The organism is Enterobacter sp. BIDMC 30, assembly GCF_000534355.1.
GTDB lineage: Bacteria > Pseudomonadota > Gammaproteobacteria > Enterobacterales > Enterobacteriaceae > Enterobacter > Enterobacter ludwigii.
The window spans coordinates 2,170,737-2,193,334 of record NZ_KI973169.1 but is presented as its reverse complement, the minus strand read 5'-3'; the positions used below and the strand labels follow the sequence as shown (position 1 = coordinate 2,193,334).

23 protein-coding genes and 1 riboswitch are annotated in these 22,598 nt (G+C 53.1%); of the genes, 10 read left to right on the top strand and 13 right to left on the bottom strand.

What is annotated here, in order from left to right:
- Nucleotide 1: 1 nt before the first annotated feature.
- The 3 genes from L466_RS11870 to L466_RS11880 all read left to right on the top strand — a co-directional run bounded on the left by L466_RS11870 (nt 2) and on the right by L466_RS11880 (nt 3,869).
- Nucleotides 2–580: a CoA pyrophosphatase gene (locus L466_RS11870; RefSeq protein WP_014170594.1), complete on the top strand. Its 579-nt coding sequence runs from the start codon at nt 2–4 to the stop codon at nt 578–580.
- A 184-nt stretch (nt 581–764) separates the two neighbouring features.
- Nucleotides 765–2,129, top strand: coding sequence for an L-serine ammonia-lyase (gene sdaA, locus L466_RS11875; RefSeq protein ID WP_032680789.1), 1,365 nt, complete (start codon nt 765–767; stop codon nt 2,127–2,129).
- 141 nt (nt 2,130–2,270) lie between these two features.
- Complete coding sequence (locus L466_RS11880; protein WP_020883423.1) at nt 2,271–3,869, top strand: EAL domain-containing protein; 1,599 nt, start codon at nt 2,271–2,273, stop codon at nt 3,867–3,869.
- A 6-nt stretch (nt 3,870–3,875) separates the two neighbouring features.
- On the opposite strand, the gene yoaE is transcribed toward L466_RS11880, so the two are convergent.
- Nucleotides 3,876–5,435 carry a CNNM family cation transport protein YoaE gene (gene yoaE, locus L466_RS11885; RefSeq protein ID WP_014170597.1) on the bottom strand — a complete coding sequence of 520 codons (1,560 nt, stop codon included), beginning with the start codon at nt 5,433–5,435 and terminating at the stop codon, nt 3,876–3,878.
- A gap of 462 nt (nt 5,436–5,897) precedes the next feature.
- On the opposite strand from yoaE, the gene manX reads away from it, so the two are divergent.
- The 5 genes from manX to mntP all read left to right on the top strand — a co-directional run bounded on the left by manX (nt 5,898) and on the right by mntP (nt 10,050).
- The gene (gene manX / locus L466_RS11890; RefSeq protein ID WP_014170598.1) at nt 5,898–6,860 is read left to right on the top strand and encodes a PTS mannose transporter subunit IIAB; all 963 of its coding nucleotides are present in this window, start codon (nt 5,898–5,900) and stop codon (nt 6,858–6,860) included.
- Nucleotides 6,861–6,907: 47 nt separating this feature from the next.
- A complete protein-coding gene (gene manY / locus L466_RS11895) occupies nt 6,908–7,708 on the top strand; it encodes a PTS mannose transporter subunit IIC (RefSeq protein WP_014170599.1) in 801 nt (266 codons plus the stop codon).
- Nucleotides 7,709–7,720: 12 nt separating this feature from the next.
- Entirely contained in the window at nt 7,721–8,572 is an 852-nt protein-coding gene (locus tag L466_RS11900) for a PTS mannose transporter subunit IID (RefSeq protein ID WP_006810994.1), read from the top strand.
- Nucleotides 8,573–8,626: 54 nt separating this feature from the next.
- Nucleotides 8,627–9,085 carry a DUF986 family protein gene (locus L466_RS11905; protein WP_014170600.1) on the top strand — a complete coding sequence of 153 codons (459 nt, stop codon included), beginning with the start codon at nt 8,627–8,629 and terminating at the stop codon, nt 9,083–9,085.
- A 198-nt stretch (nt 9,086–9,283) separates the two neighbouring features.
- Nucleotides 9,284–9,473, top strand: a riboswitch (yybP-ykoY riboswitch).
- A 10-nt stretch (nt 9,474–9,483) separates the two neighbouring features.
- The gene (gene mntP, locus L466_RS11910; RefSeq protein ID WP_014170601.1) at nt 9,484–10,050 is read left to right on the top strand and encodes a manganese efflux pump MntP; all 567 of its coding nucleotides are present in this window, start codon (nt 9,484–9,486) and stop codon (nt 10,048–10,050) included.
- Here mntP and rlmA read toward each other — a convergent pair.
- The 7 genes from rlmA to mgrB form a co-directional block, all read right to left on the bottom strand.
- On the bottom strand, nt 10,047–10,862 hold the full coding sequence (rlmA, locus tag L466_RS11915) for a 23S rRNA (guanine(745)-N(1))-methyltransferase (protein ID WP_032680788.1): 816 nt from the start codon (nt 10,860–10,862) through the stop codon (nt 10,047–10,049). The genes mntP and rlmA overlap by 4 nt on opposite strands.
- A 67-nt stretch (nt 10,863–10,929) precedes the next feature.
- A complete protein-coding gene (gene ftsI / locus L466_RS11920; protein ID WP_155962762.1) occupies nt 10,930–12,636 on the bottom strand; it encodes a peptidoglycan glycosyltransferase FtsI in 1,707 nt (568 codons plus the stop codon).
- A 231-nt stretch (nt 12,637–12,867) separates the two neighbouring features.
- Nucleotides 12,868–13,077, bottom strand: a complete 210-nt coding sequence (gene cspE / locus L466_RS11925) for a transcription antiterminator/RNA stability regulator CspE (protein ID WP_001062678.1) — start codon at nt 13,075–13,077, stop codon at nt 12,868–12,870.
- 39 nt (nt 13,078–13,116) lie between these two features.
- Nucleotides 13,117–13,233 carry a DUF2627 domain-containing protein gene (locus tag L466_RS0122435; RefSeq protein ID WP_032611517.1) on the bottom strand — a complete coding sequence of 39 codons (117 nt, stop codon included), beginning with the start codon at nt 13,231–13,233 and terminating at the stop codon, nt 13,117–13,119.
- Nucleotides 13,234–13,758: 525 nt separating this feature from the next.
- Complete coding sequence (locus L466_RS11930; protein ID WP_032680786.1) at nt 13,759–14,748, bottom strand: MBL fold metallo-hydrolase; 990 nt, start codon at nt 14,746–14,748, stop codon at nt 13,759–13,761.
- A 23-nt stretch (nt 14,749–14,771) separates the two neighbouring features.
- On the bottom strand, nt 14,772–15,062 hold the full coding sequence (locus L466_RS11935) for a YebO family protein (RefSeq protein ID WP_032680785.1): 291 nt from the start codon (nt 15,060–15,062) through the stop codon (nt 14,772–14,774).
- Nucleotides 15,063–15,136: 74 nt separating this feature from the next.
- On the bottom strand, nt 15,137–15,280 hold the full coding sequence (mgrB, locus tag L466_RS11940) for a PhoP/PhoQ regulatory lipoprotein MgrB (protein ID WP_014170606.1): 144 nt from the start codon (nt 15,278–15,280) through the stop codon (nt 15,137–15,139).
- Between the two features lie 159 nt (nt 15,281–15,439).
- Here mgrB and L466_RS11945 point away from each other — a divergent pair, with 159 nt between their 5' ends.
- On the top strand, nt 15,440–15,679 hold the full coding sequence (locus tag L466_RS11945; protein WP_020883418.1) for a YobH family protein: 240 nt from the start codon (nt 15,440–15,442) through the stop codon (nt 15,677–15,679).
- Nucleotides 15,680–15,743: 64 nt separating this feature from the next.
- Here the strand turns inward: L466_RS11945 and kdgR are convergent, their stop codons facing one another.
- Nucleotides 15,744–16,535 (bottom strand): DNA-binding transcriptional regulator KdgR, encoded by a 792-nt coding sequence (gene kdgR, locus L466_RS11950; RefSeq protein ID WP_014170608.1) that lies wholly within the window; start codon nt 16,533–16,535, stop codon nt 15,744–15,746.
- Nucleotides 16,536–16,713: 178 nt separating this feature from the next.
- Here kdgR and L466_RS11955 point away from each other — a divergent pair, with 178 nt between their 5' ends.
- Nucleotides 16,714–18,087 carry an MFS transporter gene (locus L466_RS11955; RefSeq protein WP_020883417.1) on the top strand — a complete coding sequence of 458 codons (1,374 nt, stop codon included), beginning with the start codon at nt 16,714–16,716 and terminating at the stop codon, nt 18,085–18,087.
- Nucleotides 18,088–18,135: 48 nt separating this feature from the next.
- Here L466_RS11955 and htpX read toward each other — a convergent pair whose 3' ends face one another.
- The 4 genes from htpX to L466_RS11975 form a co-directional block, all read right to left on the bottom strand.
- Nucleotides 18,136–19,017: a protease HtpX gene (gene htpX, locus L466_RS11960; RefSeq protein WP_014170610.1), complete on the bottom strand. Its 882-nt coding sequence runs from the start codon at nt 19,015–19,017 to the stop codon at nt 18,136–18,138.
- 193 nt (nt 19,018–19,210) lie between these two features.
- Nucleotides 19,211–21,259, bottom strand: a complete 2,049-nt coding sequence (gene prc / locus L466_RS11965) for a carboxy terminal-processing peptidase (protein WP_020883416.1) — start codon at nt 21,257–21,259, stop codon at nt 19,211–19,213.
- A gap of 19 nt (nt 21,260–21,278) precedes the next feature.
- Entirely contained in the window at nt 21,279–21,965 is a 687-nt protein-coding gene (proQ, locus tag L466_RS11970; RefSeq protein ID WP_032680784.1) for an RNA chaperone ProQ, read from the bottom strand.
- 96 nt (nt 21,966–22,061) lie between these two features.
- On the bottom strand, nt 22,062–22,559 hold the full coding sequence (locus tag L466_RS11975) for a GAF domain-containing protein (RefSeq protein WP_032680783.1): 498 nt from the start codon (nt 22,557–22,559) through the stop codon (nt 22,062–22,064).
- Nucleotides 22,560–22,598: the final 39 nt, after the last annotated feature.

Here is a 22,598-nt window from a genome sequence, read left to right as displayed (position 1 = left end):
GGTGGAAAAAGAGAACCTGACGCTGGATGATTTTCTGTCGCGCTTTCAGCTTTTGCGGCCCAACGTGAGCCGCGAAGCCCTCAATCAACGTCAGGCAGCGGTGTTGATCCCGGTGGTCCGTCGTGAGCAGCCGGGCCTGCTGCTCACCCAGCGTTCGCCACATTTACGTAAGCACGCCGGTCAGGTCGCCTTTCCGGGCGGCGCCGTGGACAGTTCTGACGCCTCGCTGATTGCTGCCGCGCTGCGCGAAGCCCAGGAAGAGGTCGCCATTCCGCCTGAAGCGGTTGAGATCATTGGCGTGCTGCCGCCGGTCGACAGCGTGACCGGTTTTCAGGTCACACCGGTGGTCGGCATTATCCCGCCGGATCTGCAATATCACGCCAGCGTCGATGAAGTGTCTGCGGTGTTTGAGATGCCGCTGGAAGAGGCTCTTCGGCTCGGGCGTTATCATCCGCTGGATATCCAGCGTCGGGGTCATGCGCACCGGGTGTGGTTGTCCTGGTATCAGCATTATTTTGTCTGGGGCATGACGGCGGGCATCATTCGTGAACTGGCGCTGCAAATCGGCCTGAAGCCTTGACTATACTTTACATTCCACCCTCTTCTGCCAGGTTTGCGATCGGCGTCGCGCTATTAGCAAAACCATCGTTAACCATTAGTTTAATTCATGTGAATAGTTAAGCCGAGGTCGGTCTTCCCTCTTACACTATGCGCAGTTATAACATCGTTACTGGAACCCCGGTAACCCTGTCAGGAGTGTGAAAGTGATTAGTATATTCGACATGTTCAAAGTGGGAATTGGCCCTTCGTCTTCCCATACTGTTGGCCCGATGAAGGCCGGTAAACAGTTCGTCGATGATCTGGTCGAAAAAGGATTACTGGAAAGCGTTACCCGTGTTGCCGTAGATGTTTACGGCTCACTGTCATTAACGGGTAAAGGCCACCACACCGATATCGCCATTATTATGGGTCTGGCGGGCAATATGCCGGATACCGTAGATATTGATGCCATTCCGGCATTTATCCGCGACGTGGAAACGCGCGGCCGCCTGCTGCTGGCAAACGGTCAACATGAAGTGGATTTCCCGCATGATGACGGCATGCGTTTTCGTAGCGATAACCTCTCCCTGCATGAAAACGGTATGCAGATCCACGCCTTTAGCGGCGACAAAGTGATCTACAGCAAAACCTATTACTCCATTGGCGGTGGTTTTATCGTTGATGAGGAACACTTCGGCAAAGATACAACGGGTGATGTGAACGTACCTTACCCGTTCAAGTCCGCCAAAGAGATGCTGGACTACTGCCATGAAACCGGTCTGTCACTTTCCGGCATGGTGATGCAGAACGAACTGGCGCTGCACAGCAAAAAAGAAATTGAAGACTATTTTGCGAACGTGTGGCAAACCATGCAGGCCTGTATCGATCGCGGCATGAACACCGAAGGCGTACTGCCTGGGCCACTGCGCGTACCGCGTCGCGCCTCTGCGCTGCGCCGTATGCTGGTCACCACAGACAAATTCTCTAACGACCCGATGAACGTGGTCGACTGGGTGAACATGTTTGCGCTGGCGGTGAACGAAGAAAACGCCGCGGGTGGCCGGGTGGTGACTGCACCAACGAACGGAGCGTGCGGTATCGTTCCGGCGGTACTGGCCTACTACGATCACTTTATTGAACCCGTAACGCCTGATATCTACATTCGCTACTTCCTGGCAGCAGGGGCGATTGGTGCGCTGTACAAGATGAATGCGTCTATCTCTGGCGCTGAAGTGGGCTGTCAGGGTGAAGTGGGCGTGGCCTGTTCTATGGCCGCGGCCGGTCTTGCAGAGCTGCTGGGCGCCAGCCCGGAGCAGGTCTGTGTGGCGGCTGAAATCGGTATGGAACATAACCTCGGTCTCACCTGTGATCCGGTTGCGGGTCAGGTGCAAGTACCGTGCATTGAACGTAACGCTATCGCGTCGGTAAAAGCGATCAACGCCACGCGTATGGCCATGCGCCGTACCAGCGAGCCACGCGTTTCGCTGGACAAGGTTATCGAGACCATGTACGAAACCGGTAAAGACATGAACGCCAAATATCGTGAGACCTCCCGCGGCGGTCTGGCGATAAAGGTGCAGTGCGACTAACCGTTTCACCTCAACGCCTCTCTCGCCCATCTTCCACGGATGGGCGAATTTTTATCCCTTTCTCGTCGACTTAATATTTCCCCACTACACTTGCTGTGTTGCCTCGGCTTTTGGTGCTGAAGGCGTATTGGGCGGCCTCCCATGCAAACAGCACAGAGGATCATAAAAAAGTATCGCCGAAAACGCGTCATCGTCTGCGTGATGGTTGCGCTTCTCACGCTCATCATTACGCTGGGTATACGCTTTATTTCACAGCGTAACGTAAATCAGCAAAACACCCTGAACTTTGCGGCGCACTCCGTCAACGTGCTGGATAACGTCTTATTGCCGCTGGAAAAAGGGCGCAACCCGCTGCTGGCACTGGTCGGAGCGCCCTGCTCTCAGGCGCATTTAGTGTTACGAAAACAGGCGGCCTCACTGCAAACGGTGCGCTCAATTGCACTGGTCAAAGACGGTATCCTTTACTGTTCAAGTATTTTCGGCAATCGCGACGTCCCGTTGCGAGAGATTCAGCCTGCCCTGCCGTCCGCCGAAACAAAGCTGGTGCTCTCCACCGACAAATCCTTGCTTAAGGGAAGCCCGATCCTGATCCAGTGGTATCCGGTTTCTGATAGCGGAGAAGATGGGGTGATGCAGATTGTGAATATCGATCTCATCACTCGCCTGATGCTGGAGCCACAGCGCCCACTTATCACCGACGTGGCCCTGACCGTGGGGGATAAATACCTGCGCTACGGTGAAAATGTCTCCGACTCGCTGACAATAAACGATGATGAGAGGGTTCTGCGCCAGCAATCCAGCCATTTCCCGTTCACCATTACCGTCAGTGGCCCGGGAGCCAGCGAACTGGCGTTGATATATTTGCCCTCTCAGCTGCCGCTGGCGCTGATGCTCAGTCTGCTGATGGGTTACGTCGCCTGGCTTGCGACCGCGAACCGCATGAGCTTTACCTGGGAAATTAACCTTGGCCTGGCCGCACGTGAATTCGAGCTGTTTTGCCAGCCGCTGCTGAATGCCCGCACGCAGAAATGCGTGGGGGTGGAGATCCTGCTGCGCTGGAACAACCCCCGTCAGGGATGGATTTCCCCGGACGTTTTTATTCCGCTCGCCGAAGAGCACAACCTGATTATCCCTCTCACACGTTACGTCATTAACGAGACGGTGAGTCAGATTGGCTATTTTCCGGCAACGCCCGGCTTCCACATTGGCATTAACGCCGCCGCCAGCCATTTCCGGCATGGAACGCTCATTCAGGACCTGAACCGCTACTGGTTCAGCGCGCATCCCACCCAGCAGCTGATTGTGGAGCTGACGGAGCGTGACGCGCTGCAGGACGTGGATTATCGCATTGTAAGAGAGTTACACCGTCAGGGCGTGAAGCTGGCCATAGATGATTTTGGCACCGGCAATAGCTCTCTCTCGTGGCTGGAAAAGCTGCATCCGGACGTGCTGAAAATTGATAAGTCCTTTACCAGCGCTATCGGCACTGATGCCGTGAACTCCACGGTGACGGACATCATCATTGCGCTCGGACAACGGCTTAGCATTGAGCTGGTGGCTGAAGGGGTAGAAACGCCCGAGCAGGCGCGGTATTTGCGTCATCACGGGGTAGAGGTACTGCAGGGATTTTTGTTTGCGCAGCCTATGCCGCTGAGGGAATTTCCGCAATGGCTGGCGGAGAGTTCGTCTCCGCCAGCACCGCGTAACGGGCATATCGTTCCGCTGATGCCGTTACGCTAGGCTCAGTTACTCTTCTTCGTCGTGGGCCGACTGCTCTTTAACAATGCGCACCATATCGACGCGATAGTCATTCGCTTCGATTATCGTGATCTGCAGCGGAGGCAGTTCGATGATATCGCCGGTCCGCGGGATTTGTCCGTTGACGGCAATAACCAGCCCAGCCACGGTCGCAATGTCCTCTTCATCGTTGATGATGTTTTCCAGACCCAGCGTGTGCTGTAGCGCGTGCAGATCGGTGGTGCCTTTCACCAGCCAGCCGTCACCGTCGGAGACAATTTCCGGGGTTTCATCCGCATCCGGGAATTCACCGGCAATGGCTTCAAGCACGTCGAGCGGCGTCACCAGACCCTGCACCACACCAAATTCATTGGTGACGATAACAAAGCTACCGCGTGCGCGGCGCAGGACGCCAAGCAGGTTGATAGGATCCAGTGTTTCCGGCACCACAATCGCCGGTGATGCGGCGGCGACGGCTTCGACGTTAATCCCCTCTTCCAGCGCCACCAGCATCTCTTTCGCACGCACCACGCCGATGATCTCGTCCAGTTCACCCCGGCATACCGGGAACAGGCTATGCGGTGAAGAGAGCAACTGCTGGCGAATCTCATCAACGCTCAGACGGGAATCGACCCAGCTGATTTCACCGCGCGGGGTCATGATGCCGCGCAGCGAGCGGGAGGCCAGGGAGAGCACGCCGTTAATCATATAGCGCTCTTCTTCCACAAATGCCCCTTCCGGGACGGGAACCGGGTTACGGCTTTCATTGTCATTCTGCACGTTGACCTGACGGCGACCGCCCATCAGACGCAGAATCGCATCAGCCGTACGCGCACGCAGCGGCTGGGTAGACTGCTGCTTGATAAAGTTATGTCGTGCAATCTGGTTAAACAGCTCGATGAGGATCGAGAAGCCAATGGCGGCGTACAGGTAGCCTTTTGGTATATGGAAGCCAAAACCTTCCGCCACCAGGCTCAGACCAATCATCAACAGGAAGCTAAGGCAGAGCACCACGACCGTCGGATGCTGATTCACAAAGCGCGTCAGTGGCTTAGACGCCAGCAGCATCACCGCCATCGCGATAACCACCGCAGCCATCATCACCGGGAGGTGGTTCACCATGCCAACAGCCGTGATCACCGCATCCAGCGAGAAGACCGCATCAAGCACCACGATCTGCAGTACCACGACCCAAAAGCTGGCATAGCCTTTACCGTGTCCATCATCGTGCTGGCGATTTTCCAGCCGCTCGTGAAGCTCTGTCGTCGCTTTGAAAAGCAGGAATATCCCCCCGAGCAGCATGATCAAATCACGGCCGGAGAAAGTGAAATCCATGACGGAAAAAAGCGGCTTCGTCAGCGTAACCATCCACGAGATCACGGACAGCAGTGCCAGACGCATGACCAGTGCCAGAGAGAGGCCGATCAGACGCGCTTTATCACGTTGTTTTGGCGGCAGTTTGTCCGCAAGGATGGCAATAAACACCAGGTTATCAATGCCGAGAACAATCTCAAGCACGACCAGCGTGAGCAATCCCACCCAGATTGACGGGTCCATTAAGAATTCCATGAAACGCTCCTGCTAACGGAATGACCAAACGGTGCCCCACTCAACGTGGGCAAAACAGAGGCAGACAGAGTCGATACGTGGCGAGGATCGCCGGTGAAACAGGCGCGGAATGGCCTGGAGGATGACTGACGTCGGTGACGGTCCATATAGTGGGCTGTAGCCCTATACTCCTGAACAATTAAACGGAGGCTAAACATATCAGAGACAATGCGTTTTTAGCAAAGATTTACGTTCCTTTGCAAAGATCTGTAACACAGCTGCTTTACCTTACAGATAATTCTGTAACCCATAGCTAAATTACGGATCTTCATCACATAAATTATTTTTTCACTATCTAAAATAATTCGCGGAAGTCTTAGTTTTTTAACTCTAACCCTTTTCTGAATCGATTCGGTTGGCCAGATACGATTCACAGTGCGACTGCCTGGCAGGCGTATTAATGATAATAAAAGGAGGTAGCAAGTGACCATTGCTATTGTCATAGGCACACATGGTTGGGCTGCAGAGCAGTTACTCAAAACAGCAGAGATGCTGTTGGGTGAGCAGGAAAACGTCGGCTGGATCGATTTCGTTCCCGGTGAAAACGCTGAAACGCTGATTGAGAAGTACACTGCTCAACTGCAGAAACTGGATACCAGCAAAGGCGTGCTGTTTCTCGTTGATACATGGGGAGGCAGTCCGTTCAATGCTGCCAGCCGCATTGTCGTCGATAAAGAGCATTATGAAGTTGTCGCCGGGGTGAATATCCCCATGTTGGTGGAAACCTTCATGGCACGCGACGACAATCCGAGTTTCGATGAACTGGTCGCTCTGGCAGTTGAAACCGGTCGCGAAGGCGTGAAAGCGCTGAAAGCACAACCGGTTGAGAAGCCTGCTCCAGTGGCCGCGGCGCCAAAAGCCGCAGCCCCGGCGAAGCCCATGGGCCCGAATGATTACATGGTGATCGGCCTTGCCCGTATCGATGACCGTTTAATCCACGGCCAGGTGGCAACGCGCTGGACCAAAGAGACCAACGTTCGACGCATTATTGTCGTCAGCGACGAAGTTGCTGCTGATACCGTACGTAAAACCCTTCTGACACAGGTTGCTCCTCCTGGCGTTACCGCGCACGTGGTGGATGTCGCCAAAATGATCCGCGTTTATAACAACCCGAAATATGCGGGCGAGCGCGTGATGCTGCTGTTCACAAACCCGACAGACGTTGAACGCCTGGTTGAAGGCGGCGTGAAAATTACCTCCGTAAACATTGGTGGTATGGCATTCCGTCAGGGCAAAACGCAGGTCAACAACGCCATTTCAGTCGATGCGAAAGATATCGAGGCATTCAACAAGCTGAATGCACGCGGTATCGAACTGGAAGCCCGTAAGGTTTCCACGGATCAGAAACTGAAAATGATGGATCTGATCGGTAAAGTTGGGAAATAAGCCCGCGCCGGTTTTTCACATAAAGCTTATGTAATAGGAGAAGTACAATGGAGATTACCACTCTTCAGATTGTGCTGGTGTTCATCGTCGCGTGTATTGCGGGTATGGAATCCGTACTTGATGAATTTCAGTTCCACCGCCCTCTGGTGGCCTGTACGTTGATTGGTGCCGTTCTGGGTGATATGAAAACCGGGATCATCATCGGTGGTACCCTGGAAATGATTGCCCTGGGCTGGATGAACATCGGTGCGGCAGTTGCGCCTGATGCCGCGCTGGCATCCATCATTTCTACGGTTCTGGTTATTGCCGGTCACCAGAGTATCGGTGCAGGTATTGCCCTGGCCATCCCGCTGGCAGCAGCAGGTCAGGTACTGACCATCATCGTACGTACTATCACCGTGGCCTTCCAGCACGCGGCGGATAAGGCGGCCGAAAATGGCAACCTGACGGCGCTCTCCTGGATCCACGTCTCGTCCCTGTTCCTGCAGGCGATGCGTATCGCGATCCCGGCCGTTATCGTTGCGATCTCCGTCGGTACCAGTGAAGTACAGAGCATGCTGAACGCCATTCCAGAAGTGGTCACCGGCGGTCTGAACATCGCAGGCGGTATGATTGTGGTGGTTGGTTATGCGATGGTTATCAATATGATGCGCGCAGGCTACCTGATGCCGTTCTTCTACCTCGGCTTCGTTACTGCTGCGTTCACCAACTTCAACCTGGTTGCGCTGGGTGTGATTGGTGCAGTGATGGCGATTCTCTACATCCAGCTCAGCCCGAAATATAACCGCGTTGCGGGTGCCCCAGCGCAGGCTGCTGGTAATAACGATCTCGATAACGAACTGGACTAGCAGGTGAGCGAAATGGTTGATATGACAAAAACTACCACTGAGAAAAAACTCACTCCGGGTGATATTCGTGGCGTGTTCATCCGTTCTAACCTGTTTCAGGGTTCATGGAACTTCGAACGTATGCAGGCGCTGGGCTTCTGTTTCTCCATGGTACCGGCTATCAAACGCCTGTATCCGGAAAACAACGAAGCGCGCCGTCAGGCGATTAAGCGTCACCTGGAATTCTTTAACACCCATCCCTATGTGGCGGCTCCGGTTCTGGGCGTGACGTTGGCGATGGAAGAGCAGCGTGCAAACGGCGCAGAGATTGACGATGGTGCCATCAACGGTATCAAAGTCGGTCTGATGGGTCCGCTGGCAGGCGTCGGTGACCCGATCTTCTGGGGTACCGTGCGTCCGGTCTTCGCGGCGCTGGGTGCCGGTATCGCCATGAGCGGAAGCCTGCTTGGTCCACTGCTGTTCTTCATCCTGTTCAATGCGGTGCGTCTGCTGACCCGTTACTACGGTGTGGCTTACGGTTACCGTAAAGGGGTGGACATCGTTAAGGATATGGGCGGCGGCTTCCTGCAGAAACTGACTGAGGGGGCGTCAATCCTCGGCCTGTTTGTCATGGGGGCACTGGTTAACAAGTGGACGCACGTGAACATCCCGCTGGTGGTGTCCACCATCACCGGTCAGGATGGTCAGACCCGTGTTACCACCGTGCAGACGATTCTGGACCAGCTGATGCCGGGTCTGGTACCGCTGCTGCTGACCTTCGCCTGTATGTGGCTGCTGCGTAAGAAAGTTAACCCGCTGTGGATCATTGTTGGCTTCTTCGTCATCGGTATCGCGGGCTACGCTGTCGGTCTGCTGGGCCTGTAAGACATCACGTAATACGCCGGGGGCTTGCCCCCGGTTTTTTTATCTGGAGGATGAATGACTGTCACGGACATCGTACTGGTTTTGTTTATTGTGGCCCTTCTGGCATATGCGATCTATGACGAGTTCATCATGCCCCGCCGCCACGGCGAAACGCTGCTCTCCCTGCCCCTTCTGCGACGCGGCCGCGTGGATGCATTTATCTTCGCCGGTCTCATCGTCATTCTTATATACAACAACGTGACCGGTCATGGTGCAATATTAACCACATGGTTATTATGTGCGCTGGCATTAATGGCGATTTATCTGTTCTGGATCCGTGTTCCGAAAATTATTTTTAAAAGCCGCGGGTTTTTCTTTGCCAATGTATGGATAGAATATAACCGTATTAAAGAGATGAATTTATCGGAAGACGGTGTACTGGTGATGCAATTAGAGCAACGCCGGCTGCTTATTCGGGTCAAGAATATTGACGACTTGGAAAGAATATACAAACTTATGCTTAAAACTCAGTAAGTTAACCACATAGCTTTGGCTATATTCTGCGTTTATTTTGCGCACCTGATATAGCCAAAGCTATATTCCATTCTGTCATTTCTCTTATATTTATTAACGTTATTTTCACGCATAAATCTAAATGAAAATCGTTATCAACACCTTAACGAAATAATGCCGTTCCATTGTTGTTTTATATTCTCAAAATATGTTAAGGTTGCGCCCGTCGTTGGGGAGTAGCTGATTTCCTGTTCGCAGGAAATGTACGTGTCAACATACTCGTTGAAAAACGTGGCACGTACGGACCGTTTGCCGCACAGATTTGTGCAAGGCGGTCAGGCGAGACCATAGATACATCAACTGCTGTTTACTGGGGGCAGTGATGTGTCATATGGATATCTCCCGGTCTGGACGCTTTAATGAATATCTCCGCAACCCTTCTTCTTGCTTTCGGTATGTCCATGGACGCTTTTGCCGCTTCCATCGGTAAAGGTGCCTCGCTGCACAAACCCAAATTCTCTGAAGCGCTACGCACAGGCCTTATCTTTGGTGCTATCGAAACGCTGACACCGCTCATCGGCTGGGGTCTTGGTATGCTGGCAAGCCAGTTCATACTGGAGTGGAACCACTGGATCGCTTTCGTGCTGCTCGTATTTCTGGGGGGGCGAATGGTGATTGAAGGTTTTCGTGGCAATGGCGATGAGGAAGACGAGCCGCAGCACCGCCACGGTTTCTGGCTGCTGGTGACCACTGCCATCGCCACCAGTCTCGACGCCATGGCCGTCGGCGTGGGCCTGGCATTCCTGCAGGTCAATATTATTGCGACCGCGCTGGCCATTGGTTGTGCCACGCTGATTATGTCGACGCTGGGAATGATGGTTGGCCGGTTTATTGGCCCTCTGCTGGGCAAACGCGCCGAGATCCTGGGCGGTATCGTGCTGATTGGCATTGGTGCCCAGATCCTCTGGGCACACTTTGCCGGTTAATCTTCGCGCTGCCAGCAGTGGATACTGAAATCCGTCTGGCAGCGAAACGTTGTTTGCTTCGCTAAGGTTTCCCACACGTTCGGTTTCGCCCGCCATGCAAATGGCGTCATCTGCAACAACGCTACAGCCTCTTCCCCTGCCAGCTTCATCTCGTAGGCCAGCGTCTGCTCCTGCTTCAGCGTAAAGCCCGCCAGTTGCTCAGAATGTGGCGCATGCAACCGAACCTCATCATAGATAAGCCCTTTAAGCTCCATCAGATGTCGGGGACCAGGCGTGACGGTAATGACCCATCCGCCCGGTTTGATAACGCGTGCCAGCTCCTGCGCCTTACAGGGCGCATAGATGCGGATAACCGCATCCATGCTGGCATCGTCAAACGGCAGCCGGTGGCTCGATGCCACGCAGAACGTCACGCCGGAGTAGCGTTTTGCCGCCGCGCGGATAGCCACTTTGGAAACATCCAGACCAAATGTCTGCGCGCCCTTCTCTTGTGCAACCTCAGCAAACCGCGCGGTGTAATACCCTTCCCCGCAGCCAATATCCAGCACGCCTGCTGCACTGTCAGTCAGATTATCTTCCAGCAATTGCGCGACGGCCTCTCTGAGTGGCTGATAGTGCCCGGCGTCGAGAAATGCCCGGCGTGCCTGCATCATCTCAGCACTGTCACCCGGATCGCGCGAGCGCTTATGCTGCACCGGCAGAAGATTCACGTAGCCTTCTTTCGCCATATCAAACTGGTGTCCCTGCGGACAGGCATAACTTTTTTCTGATCGCGTCAGACGCGCGTGGCAAAGGGGACAACTGAAGGACATGGCAGCTCCGGGGCGTAAATCAAAGGGCGAAGTGTACCGCTATTCGCCCCGGTATAAAACGCCTGGGTTAACGCATGACGATTAGGTGCGAGGAATCAGGCGCCAGACCATCGGGTTTGACGTTCTCAAGACGCAATACGTTACCCATAATCTCGCTGAATACCGGTGCGGAGACGGCACCGCCATAGTACGCCCCGTTTTGAGGATCGTTAATCACGACCACCAGCGCAAAACACGGATCGCTGGCAGGCGCGACGCCCGCGGTATAGGCAACGTATTTATCGACATATTTGCCGCTGTCATCGATTTTCTTCGCCGTACCGGTTTTCACCGCCACACGGTAATCACGTACCGCAGCCTTAACGCCGCCCCCGCCCGGCAGCGCAACGCTCTCCATCATATGCTCGACCTGATGAGCAATCTCTTCCGGCATGACTCTGTGCCCGATAACGGGCGGATCGATACGGGTAATTGAGAGGGGTCGTTCCAGCCCGAAGCCGCCGATGGTGGCATAGACGTGCGCCAGCTGGAGAGGGGTAACCATCAGACCATAGCCAAAGGCGAAGGTCGCCCTGTCGAGCTGGCTCCAGAATTTACGCTGGGGTAACAGACCGGCGCTCTCGCCGGTTAAGCCAAGCCCGGTGTTTGTACCAAAACCAAAGTTCCGGTAGGTATCAATCAGGTGCTGAACAGGCATCGCCAGCGAGAGGCGCGATACGCCGGTGTCGCTCGATTTTTGCAGGATCCCGGTCATCGAGAGTTCAGGGTAGTAACCCACATCCCGAATGCGGTGCCCGTCAAGCATATACGGATGGGTGTCAATGACGCTGTCAGGCTGCACCAGCCCCTGTTGCAATGCCGTCATCAGCACAAGCGGCTTCACAGTTGAACCTGGCTCGAACGTATCGCTGATGGCACGGTTACGAAAATCGTCTATTGTCGCGCCCTGGCGGTTATTGGGGTTGAAATCGGGATAGCTCGCCATCGCGAGGATTTCACCGGTGGGGATATTAATGAGCACTGATGCCCCCGACTCCGCCTTGTTCCAGGCCACTGCGTTATCTAGCGCATCTTCGGTGATGGTTTGCAGGCGCTCATCAATACTGAGCTGAATATTGTGCGCAGGCACCGGCGCGACTTCCGTCAGATTCTCCACCACGCGACCGTAACGGTCTTCTCTGACCTGGCGGACGCCCGGCTTGCCTGTTAGCTGGGTGTTGAAACTTTTCTCTACCCCCTCAATACCCTGACCGTCAATATTGGTGAAACCAATCAGGTTTGCCGCCACATGCCCGGCAGGATAAAAACGGCGTGATTCATCGCGTAAATTGATACCCGGCAAATTCAGCTTATCGATCCATTTTGCCTGAGCAGGATCCACCTGCCGGGCAAGGTAGATGAACCTCCCCTGTGGATTCGCGTTAATCCGTGATGACAGGGTGTTCAGGGAGAGATGTAACGCATTCGCCAGCGCCTGCCAGCGATCGTCAAAGCCCACGCCCCCTTTTGCCAGCACCGTTTTTGGGTCGGCCCACACGGCCCTGACCGGGACACTGACCGCCAGCGGCCGGCCCTCACGATCCATGATCATTCCGCGGGGAGCATCAATCGGCAGTTCGCGCAGCGATCGCATATCCTCCTGCTTGACCAGGTTGTCAGGTTTAATAATTTGCAGCCAGGCAACGCGGCCCAGCAAAAACGCCAGACTGCAAAAAATGGCTAAACAGAGCAGCGCAAAACGCGCCGGCGTGAAATTGCCGGCGGTCGTTATCATTTTCTTCTTCACCTGAACCCCAGGACTGTTAAACAACGCCCTGATTTAACGGGAAAAGACGGCCGGAGGGAGGGAAAACAGTGCTACTAACCTCGTAGCTTTGCAACAAGTTACTAACAAGAGCGGGGATGGTAATATTTTGAAAGATAAGGCACATAAAAAAGCCCCGCTATATGCGAGGCTTTATGTCTGAGAGTGAAGTACTACGTGCTTCAGTCAGCAGTGGTTCGATCAGATAGCAGTTACGTTAACTGCAGCTGGGCCTTTCTGGCCGTCCTGAATTTCGAACTCAACGTTCTGGCCTTCAGCCAGAGTTTTGAAGCCGTTACCCTGGATTGCAGAAAAGTGTACGAACACATCTTTGCTGCCGTCAGCAGGAGTAATGAAACCAAAACCTTTAGACTCGTTGAACCACTTAACTTGACCTTTAATCTTTGCCATTTGCAAAATTCCTTAGAGTGTTTTCTTAGCCCGCAGGCATTACTGAGATAAAACTGAGACATTACTGCATGAGGCACTAATATAAGGTTCGGCAGAGAAGCGGTATTCAACGACAACGTGTTTACTCAGGACTTCTTTACTGAAAATGCCACACATAAACAGAACTGTACCTCGTTTGACCCAAAACGTGTTATCACACACTATGTTTAATATGGCAAGCCATTTTTAAACATGTCTCGATCCGCCGCACAAATTCGAACTGTGCCGGTATGCTTTTGCACAATTATGCGCATGACATATGGACAGCCCTGCTCACTTACACAGACTCGCCGTTGCTTTCACAACCGCTGTTATCTAAGACTTTTTTAACATAGCTCAATCATTCCAGTGCGTCCAGCAACCCGCTAAGAAAAACCCCTACATTGATTGAGTTAGAACAATTTGTGAAAACTTATGCTTAAATCATTGTAACGCCCCTGTATTGTTACAGTGGAAATACAATGTTAATCCTTCACGCTAAACTGTATTAAAAAGCACCAGCTAATAAAGAATGTTATGCACCAAAATAATGAAATTTTTATGACTCTGCATCAAAACAAGGCAAGCAAAACGTTTCGATAAAAATAAAACATTCTTTAGACCTTAGACATACAGAATATATGCAACAATCCAGCGCTTCGTTTATAAGGATAAATATTCACCAATTTTCAGTATCCTGAAGGAATTATTAACCGGTGCTAAATTATCGAGGACTGCAGTTAACTCTCGCACGGGGTCATCAAGCGATTCATCAGCCAGTTCAAACACGCCCCAGTGAATGGGAAACGCCAGTGGGCATCCCAACTGTTGCCACAACGCAACAGCAGATTGCGGATCCATATGATGTACTGCCATGAACCACCGTGGTGCATAAGCGCCAACGGGCAACGCCGCGGCGTCAATTTTACCCAGCCTTTCCGGTATTCGCAGCAGTTCAGGTGAATAGCCCGTGTCGCCGCTAAACCAGAAACGATGATGCCGCCCTTCAAACACCCAGCCACACCACAGGGAGCGATTGCGGTTCCAGAGCGTGCGCATACTCCAGTGCTGCGCCGGTACGGCGGACAGCGTTATCCCCTGCCAGGTGAAACTCTGCCACCAGTCGAGCTCAACAATGCGTCTTGCCCCCCGGCGGCGAAACCAGACTGCCAGACCTAGGGGAACAAACAGAGTGACGTCGGGGAAGCGGTTAAGGATCCGGCGAATGGTCGCGTCATCCAGATGATCGTAATGATTATGGGAGATAACCACTGCATCGAGCTGCTGGAGCTGTTCGACAGACAGAGCGGGAGGCGTTTTACGTTGTGGTCCGAGGAAAGGTAAGGGAGAGGCGCGGCGAGAAAAAACGGGGTCGGTCAGCAGGGTGTTGCCATCAATGTGCAACAACAGGCTTGCGTGTCCGAGCCACCATACCCCATTTTCCTGCGGCTGCTTAAGCGTTGCCGGCTGCCACCACTGGCGGATAAAGTCCTCATATCCGTTTGCCGGGGGGCGGGGTAAGCCAGCTTCTTTGCGCGCTTTTCGCCAGCGATCAACGTCACCGGGCTGATGCCCGACGGGGTCAGTATTACGAAAACCGTTCGGTGTGTGATGTTTCAGGGAGGGGTCATACCAGGGATTTTTCCAGACCACAGCCACCTCCCGGATAAGACAAATTAACGCTCAGCCACCAGGCGGATAAAGTCATCCTGCTCAGTGTTGTCTTCAGCAACCGCGTCTTTCGCCGACGCTTTCTCTTCTGGTTCGTTAGCCTCGCACAGACGACGTAACAGCGCATTCTGACGTTTTTGTTGGTCAAGCAGCGCTTCCAGCAGTTCGATCTGCTCGTTTGTACGGGAACTGGCACGGTTTACGAAAAACCAAATGACAAGCCCCACCAGCAGAACAACCAACGAGATAATCAGGGATGCCATATTTAGCAGCCCTGAATTCAGTAACTCACCCATTTCACCACCTCAATAAAAACGTCTATCTTACCACTGGTGCGAAGGAAGGAAATCACCTTGAGAAAAAATGCGTGTTACCACGGAATAAACTTATTGATTGCGCAAACGCCGCTAAAAAACTGTACATCCTGATCGCACATCACATTGATAGTCTGCGTCCACAACACCACACAGGCTACCAGCACAATAATCAGAATCACCCAGCGTATTTTTTTCACTCCACACTCCGTCTAAAGGCCCGATATAACCAGGTTATCACGGCTATCTTAAACAAGGACTAACTGTACCGCCATCTGGTCGTTTTCAGAATCATGCACTTGTTTCATAGAGTAAACCGTTTAGGCTTACTGCATGACAACAAAGATAAAGAGGCAATGATGCATTTAATCATTCGTACAATTATTGCACTGGCCGTAGTATGGGTTGGCCTTCTGTTAACCGGCTATGGCGTGCTTGTGGGAAGCACCGAAAACGCCGCTGGATTAGGGATTCAATGCAAATACATGACCGCGCAGGGCATGAGCACGGCACAATATATTCATTCAGACAGCGGGATCATTGGTTTAACCAACTGCCCGGTTCTGCGTAAAACATCCGTCGTCATTGATAACGGCTAATCACCCCGATTGATACTGATAGAAAACGCCGCACTGTGTGCGGCGTTTTTTGTGCCCGTAAGGATCAGAACGGGTAGTCGTTATAGCCCATTTGTTCAGAAATCTTGCGTGCGGCTGTATGGAGAATCGCCACATACTCATGCAGACGTTCTTCAGAAAAGCGCAGGGTCGGGAAAGAGATACTCAGCCCGGCAATGACAACGCCAAAGCGGTCAAATACCGGCACACCGATACAGCGCAGCCCTTCTTCCTGCTCTTCGTTATCTTCGCCATACCCCTGCTCACGTACTTTGTCGAGCACGGCCAATAACTCGTCAGTGCTGGTAATAGTGCGTTCAGTGCTGCGCTTATATTCCACGCCTTCGAGGATCTGCTTCACTTCTTCGCGATCGCGCCACGCCAGCAGCACTTTGCCAATCGCGGTACTGTAAAGCGGATTACGACGACCGATGCGTGAATACATGCGCAGGTTGTACATGGAGTCGATTTTATGGATGTAGACAATGCTGTCTTCATCCAGTGCCCCCAGGTGGATAGTCTCTTTGGTCAGGCGAGAGATCTCACGCATCTGGATATCTGCGCTGCGGATCAAATCCACGTTTTGCAGCGCACGGGCCCCGAGCTCGAACAGTTTCAGCGTCAGAGAATACTTTTCAGACTCGCCTTCCTGTGCGACGTAACCCAGTGACTTCATGGTTTGCAAAAAGCGATAAACGGTGCTTTTCGACATCATCACACGCTGCGACAACTCTGTAATACCAATTTCACGCTCTTCTCCGAGCGCCTGTAAGATGCCAAACACCTTCAGCACGGAAGAAACAGAATCTGGCTGTTTATCCAAATCTGCAATTGCCATTTACCACCTCATAGAGAGTGTTTTATAAAAATCAGAACCGGTTTTTATTATAAATTCCCGTCATGTTACCTGCAATCGATCCTCGTTTACTTCGTTACAAATCTGCGACATAAAACTGAAATAACGATGCTAAAATAGTTACCCTGAGAATAATTTCACACTGAGCTTTTCATCCCTAATGGAAAAAAACCTGTCCGATGGCCTGCCTTTGCCCCAGCGGTATGGCGCTATCGCCACGATTGTTATCGGTATTTCAATGGCCGTCCTTGACGGTGCAATCGCTAACGTTGCCCTGCCAACCATTGCCAGCGACCTGCATGCCTCCCCTGCCAGTTCTATATGGATAGTCAATGCCTACCAGATAGCGATCGTGGTTTCACTGCTCTCGTTCTCTTTCCTGGGCGATATGTTCGGTTACCGACGGGTGTATCAATGTGGCCTGCTGGTGTTCACCTTTACTTCTCTTTTCTGTGCCCTTTCTGATTCGCTGCATACTCTGACGCTTGCGCGCATAGCGCAGGGTTTTGGGGGGGCGGCACTGATGAGCGTCAACACGGCGTTGATCCGCTTAATCTATCCGCAGCGTCATCTGGGACGCGGTATGGGGATAAACTCGTTTATTGTCGCCGTCTCGTCTGCGGCCGGGCCAACCCTTGCGGCGGCCATACTCTCTGTCGCGTCCTGGCAGTGGTTATTCGCCATTAACGTACCGCTGGGTATTGTGGCCCTCTTCTTTGCTCTGCGCTATCTTCCCGCGAACGGTCCCAAAAGCACGATGCCGCGCTTTGACCTCATCAGCGCAGTGATGAATGCCCTGACCTTTGGCCTGCTGATTACTGCCCTGAGCGGCTTTGCACAAGGTCAGTCCCTTTTACTTACCGCCGCGGAGCTCATTGCGTTGCTGGTGATTGGCTTCTTCTTTGTACGCCGCCAGCTCGCGCTCCCTGTCCCTTTATTGCCTGTCGACCTGCTGCGTATTCCTCTTTTTTCTCTCTCGATTTGTACCTCTGTTTGCTCATTCTGCGCTCAGATGCTGGCCCTGGTCTCTCTGCCCTTCTTCCTGCAAAGTGTGGTGGGACGTACTGAAGTCGAGACCGGACTGCTGTTAACGCCATGGCCACTGGCGACGATGGTAATGGCGCCGCTGGCAGGGTATTTGATTGAGCGCGTCCACGCCGGATTGCTTGGCGCGCTGGGGCTTGCCGTCATGGCCACGGGGCTGTTCGCACTCGCACTACTCCCCTCATCACCCACCGATCTGGATATCATCTGGCGCATGATCCTGTGCGGTGCAGGGTTCGGTCTGTTCCAGTCGCCTAACAACCACACCATCATCACCTCAGCGCCGCGCCATCGCAGCGGTGGTGCCAGCGGTATGTTGGGCACCGCACGTCTGCTGGGACAAAGCACCGGCGCGGCCCTGGTCGCGCTGATGTTTAATCTTGCCGGGCAAAATGGCAACCACGTTGCACTTTTCACCGCAGGCGCCCTTGCCACCCTCGCCGCCATCATCAGCGGGCTGCGCATTACCCAGCCCAGAGTACAGGCATAAAAAAAGCCGGGCGGATATCACCAGCCCGGCTCATTGCTCTTCTTAGCGTTACTTCAGGTATTCACCACTGCGCAGCGCTTCGATACGTTTATCCAGCGGCGGGTGACTCATAAACAGCTCGCTCAGCGATTTTGATTTACCGTTAATGCAGAATGCCATAATGCTGGTCGCTTCCTGCGGTTCATAGCTGGTTTTCAGACGCTGCAGCGCGGCAATCATCTTCTCACGACCAACCAGTTTCGCCGAGCCGGCATCCGCATGGAACTCACGGTGACGGGAGAACCACATGGTGATGATGCTGGCCAGAATACCGAATACCAGCTCCAGCACCGTCGCAACCGCGAAGTAGATCAGCGGGTTGCCGTTGCTCTCTTCCCCTTCATCGCGGTTCCCGCCCATAAAGCCTGCGGCGATCTGCGCCAGAATACGGGAGATGAAGATAACAAAGGTGTTCACTACGCCCTGGATCAGGGTCATGGTGACCATGTCGCCGTTCGCGATATGGCTGATTTCGTGAGCGATAACCGCTTCGGCTTCGTCACGGCTCATGTTCTGCAACAACCCGGTGCTGACGGCAACCAGCGACGCATCACGACGGGCACCTGTAGCAAAGGCGTTAATATCTGGCGCGTGGTAAATGGCCACCTGCGGCATGGCGATACCCGCCTGCTGCGATTGCTGAGCCACGGTATTCATCAGCCACTGTTCCATATCGTTACGCGGTTGCTCAATGACTTCACCACCTACCGATTTCAGTGCCATCCATTTCGACATCAGGAGCGAAACGAATGAGCCACCAAAACCAAACAGCAGCGCCATAATCAACAGACCCTGAACGCTGCTCGACTGAATTCCTGTCAGGCTTAGCACGAGCCCGAAAACCACCATCACCGCAAGGTTGGTGAGCAGGAAGAGCGCGATTCGCATCATAATTTTCTTTTAACCTCAGTTTAACAAAGCGCACTATGCGATTACCCACATCGTATGGGTATTACGGCTATTTTCAAGCATCCATCGGGCGTAAGTCACCAGAAAGACACAACTTTACACAATTGGAAATTTGCCTGACGGGAGAATGCGGAACAAAAAGAAACAGGCACAATTTCTTGTGCCTGTTGGGGGATTATTTTGCCGGTGCGGGTTGCACGGCGGGCTTCGCCTTTTCCTGATTCGCCAGGTCAAGAGCGATATGCACCGTCTCGTCGAGGTAAGGATCCGGCTCCTGGTAATCTTTTGGCAGATCGTCCAGTTTCTTAAGCAGAGGCTTACCTTCACGCTTGAAGCGATCGTTGATACGCGCCAGACGCGTTGCATCATCTTCGTTGTTCTCTTTCTCACGCTGAGCGTAGTTGAGAGAAACAATATTCCGCTTATCTTTCAGGGCATTGAAACGGGCAATGTCCTTCATGATGTACTGGAATTCCGGATCTTTGGCGATGCGATCGTTGTGCGCTTTCAGCAGTTCAGGACCAAACTGCGTCATATCACCCGCTTTCACGTAGGTCGCGGCGTTAATGCTATCCCACGGCAATGCGTTATCTTCAAACTTCTCGCCGGTTTCAGTCTCTTCCGTGCCTGTCGGCATCATGATATCCGGCGTCACGCCTTTACGCTGCGTACTGCCACCGTTTACACGATAGAATTTCTGAATGGTGTACTGAACCGAACCCAGTGCAGGCCATTCCGGACGCAGCATCTGATCGTAGATACGATTCAGAGAACGATACTGCTGTACGGTGCCTTTACCAAATGTCGGCTCACCGACAATCAGCGCACGGCCATAGTCCTGCATAGCGGCGGCAAAGATTTCAGACGCGGAAGCACTGAAGCGATCGACTAAGACCACCAGCGGGCCTTTGTAATAGACCACACCATCGTTGTCGGCATCTTCACGTACTTTACCGTTGTTATCGCGCACCTGAACCACCGGACCAGACGGGATAAACAGCCCGGACAGTGAAACCGCTTCGGTCAGCGCCCCACCACCGTTGCTGCGCAAGTCGATGATGACGCTGCTCACGTTCTGCTTTTCAAGCTTCTGCAGCTGGACTTTTACATCATCAGTCAGCCCGACATAGAAGCCCGGGATATCCAGAACACCCACCTTCTCTTTACCCACGGTCTTCACCGACATTTTCACCGCGCGGTCTTCCAGGCGGATACGCTCACGCGTCAGGGTAACGATACGGGTTTTGGTGCCTTTACCGGCTGGCAGAATTTCAAGGCGAACTTTGCTGCCTTTCGGACCTTTGATCAGCGCAACCACATCATCCAGACGCCAGCCGATCACATCGACCATGTTCTGTCCGGTTTGACCCACACCAACAATGCGATCGCCTACGCTTATCGCTTTGCTTTTCGACGCCGGGCCACCGGCGACCATTGAGTTGATCACGGTGTAATCATCGTCCATCTGCAGCACCGCACCGATACCTTCCAGAGACAGGCTCATTTCGGTATTAAACTGTTCGGTATTGCGAGGCGAGAGATAATTGGTATGTGGATCGATTTCGTGAGCGAAAGCGGTCATCGCCAGTGAGAAAACATCTTCACTATTGGTCTGAGCCAGACGACGAATAGCGAATTTGTAACGACGCGTCAGCGTGTCACGGATCTCTTTTTCATCTTTGCCGGTCAGCTTCAGGCTCAGCTCGTCGTATTTTACTTTTCCATCCCACAGCGCATTCAGCTCGGCTTCGTCTTTCGGCCAGGGCGCTTTGCTGCGGTCCAGATTAAAGGTGTCGTTGCCGGTGAAGTCCATCGGACGTTCCAGCACTTTCAGCGCATACTGATAGCGTTCAAAGCGGCGCTTTTGCGACAGGTTATAGAGATCGTAGAACAGATCCAGCTTGCCTGAACGCAACTCGTCACCCACCCCGGATTTACGCTTAGCGAACTGCTCGACATCGCTGGCGAGCAGTACGTTATGGCTGTAATCCAGCAAGTTCAGATAGCGGTCAAAGATTTTGGCCGAAAAGGCCTGATCGAGATCGAACTGACGATAGTGCGAACGGGTGAAGCGTGAGGTCACACGCTCGCTCACCGTCGCGTGCTGCGTCTCTTCCTTGAGGACCGGAATTTGATCAACACGCGTGATATCGTCCACTGCGAAAGCATGGCCCGTTATAGCAAACAGGCCCGCCAACGCGGTGAGCTTAAAAAAAGTGTTCATGCCAGGCTTGGCCTCCGTTTCAGAACAACAAGTGTTCTGCGCGTACAATCATTGACATACCAGAAGTCAGCTGTACACGAACGCCATCTTTGGTGATTTCCAGTACGGTGGCGTCCATTGCGTTGTTACCCGCTTTCACCTTCAGTGCCTGACCCACGCTCAGGGCGTTAATGTCAGAAACCGGCGTATGGCGCGGCTCTTCACGAGGGGCGCGCGTGGCTTTAGCTGCTGGTTTGTCAGCACGCGGTTTGCGATCGTTATTATCGTTACGACGCGGCGCTGGGCGTGGTTTACGCTCACGACGAGGCGCTTCTTCCTGGCCGTTTGCCGCTGCGGCTTCGCGTTTTTTCGCTTGCTGTTCTGCACGTTGTGCCTGAACGCGTGCTTTGGCTTCTTCCAGCTGTTTACGTGCGTGCTCAACGTGCTGCTCGTCCAGCTCACCACAAGGGTTGCCGTCAAGATCAACACGCGTCGCGCCCGCTTTGATACCGTACAGGTAACGCCAGCTCGAAGTATAAAGACGTAAGGCGGAACGAAGCTGAGTTTTGCTGAGGTTCATTTCCCCCTCAACGCGTGCCACCAGATCCTGAAAAATACCGACTTTCAGGGGACGAGCTTCACCTTCAGCACTGAAGCACTGTGGGAAACGCTCGGCCAGAAATGCGATAACTTCTTTACTGCTATTCAACTTAGGTTGATTTTCCATGAAATTTCCTGATTACAACGGACGTTGCCAACAAGCGCAGGCATGAACAGGCGTCATTATAATGACGCTATCAGTAAATGCTACGTTATCCGTTGATTATCCTGCTACGCTCGCAAAGAATTTTTGATAATCGGTTGCGGCGAGAACGTTTTCGAGGTTCGCCACCAGCTCGCGCAGCCCTTGTTCGTCCTCGGTTGTGAAGCGACTGAAGACCGTGCTGTCGATATCCAGAACGCCAATAATCTGATTTTTTACCACCAGAGGCAGAACGATTTCAGAATTACTGGCTGCGTCACAGGCAATGTGTCCGTCAAACGCATGGACGTCTTCGACGCGCTGTACCTGATTAGTCGCGACCGCTGTACCACAAACGCCACGTCCTAAGGGAATACGCACGCAGGCAATTTTCCCCTGGAACGGGCCAAGCACCAGCGTTTCACCTTCCAGAAGGTAAAAGCCGGCCCAGTTAACGTCTGATAGCCGTTCAAACAGCAATGCGCTAGTATTTGCCAGAGTGGCTAAGAAGCTGGTCTCACCCGCCATCAATGCCTTAAAATCGCGGTTAAGATCCGCGTAGAATTCTGTTTTGTTCATTATTCAATCACTTAGTTGTCTTACAAAATTACCGCATAG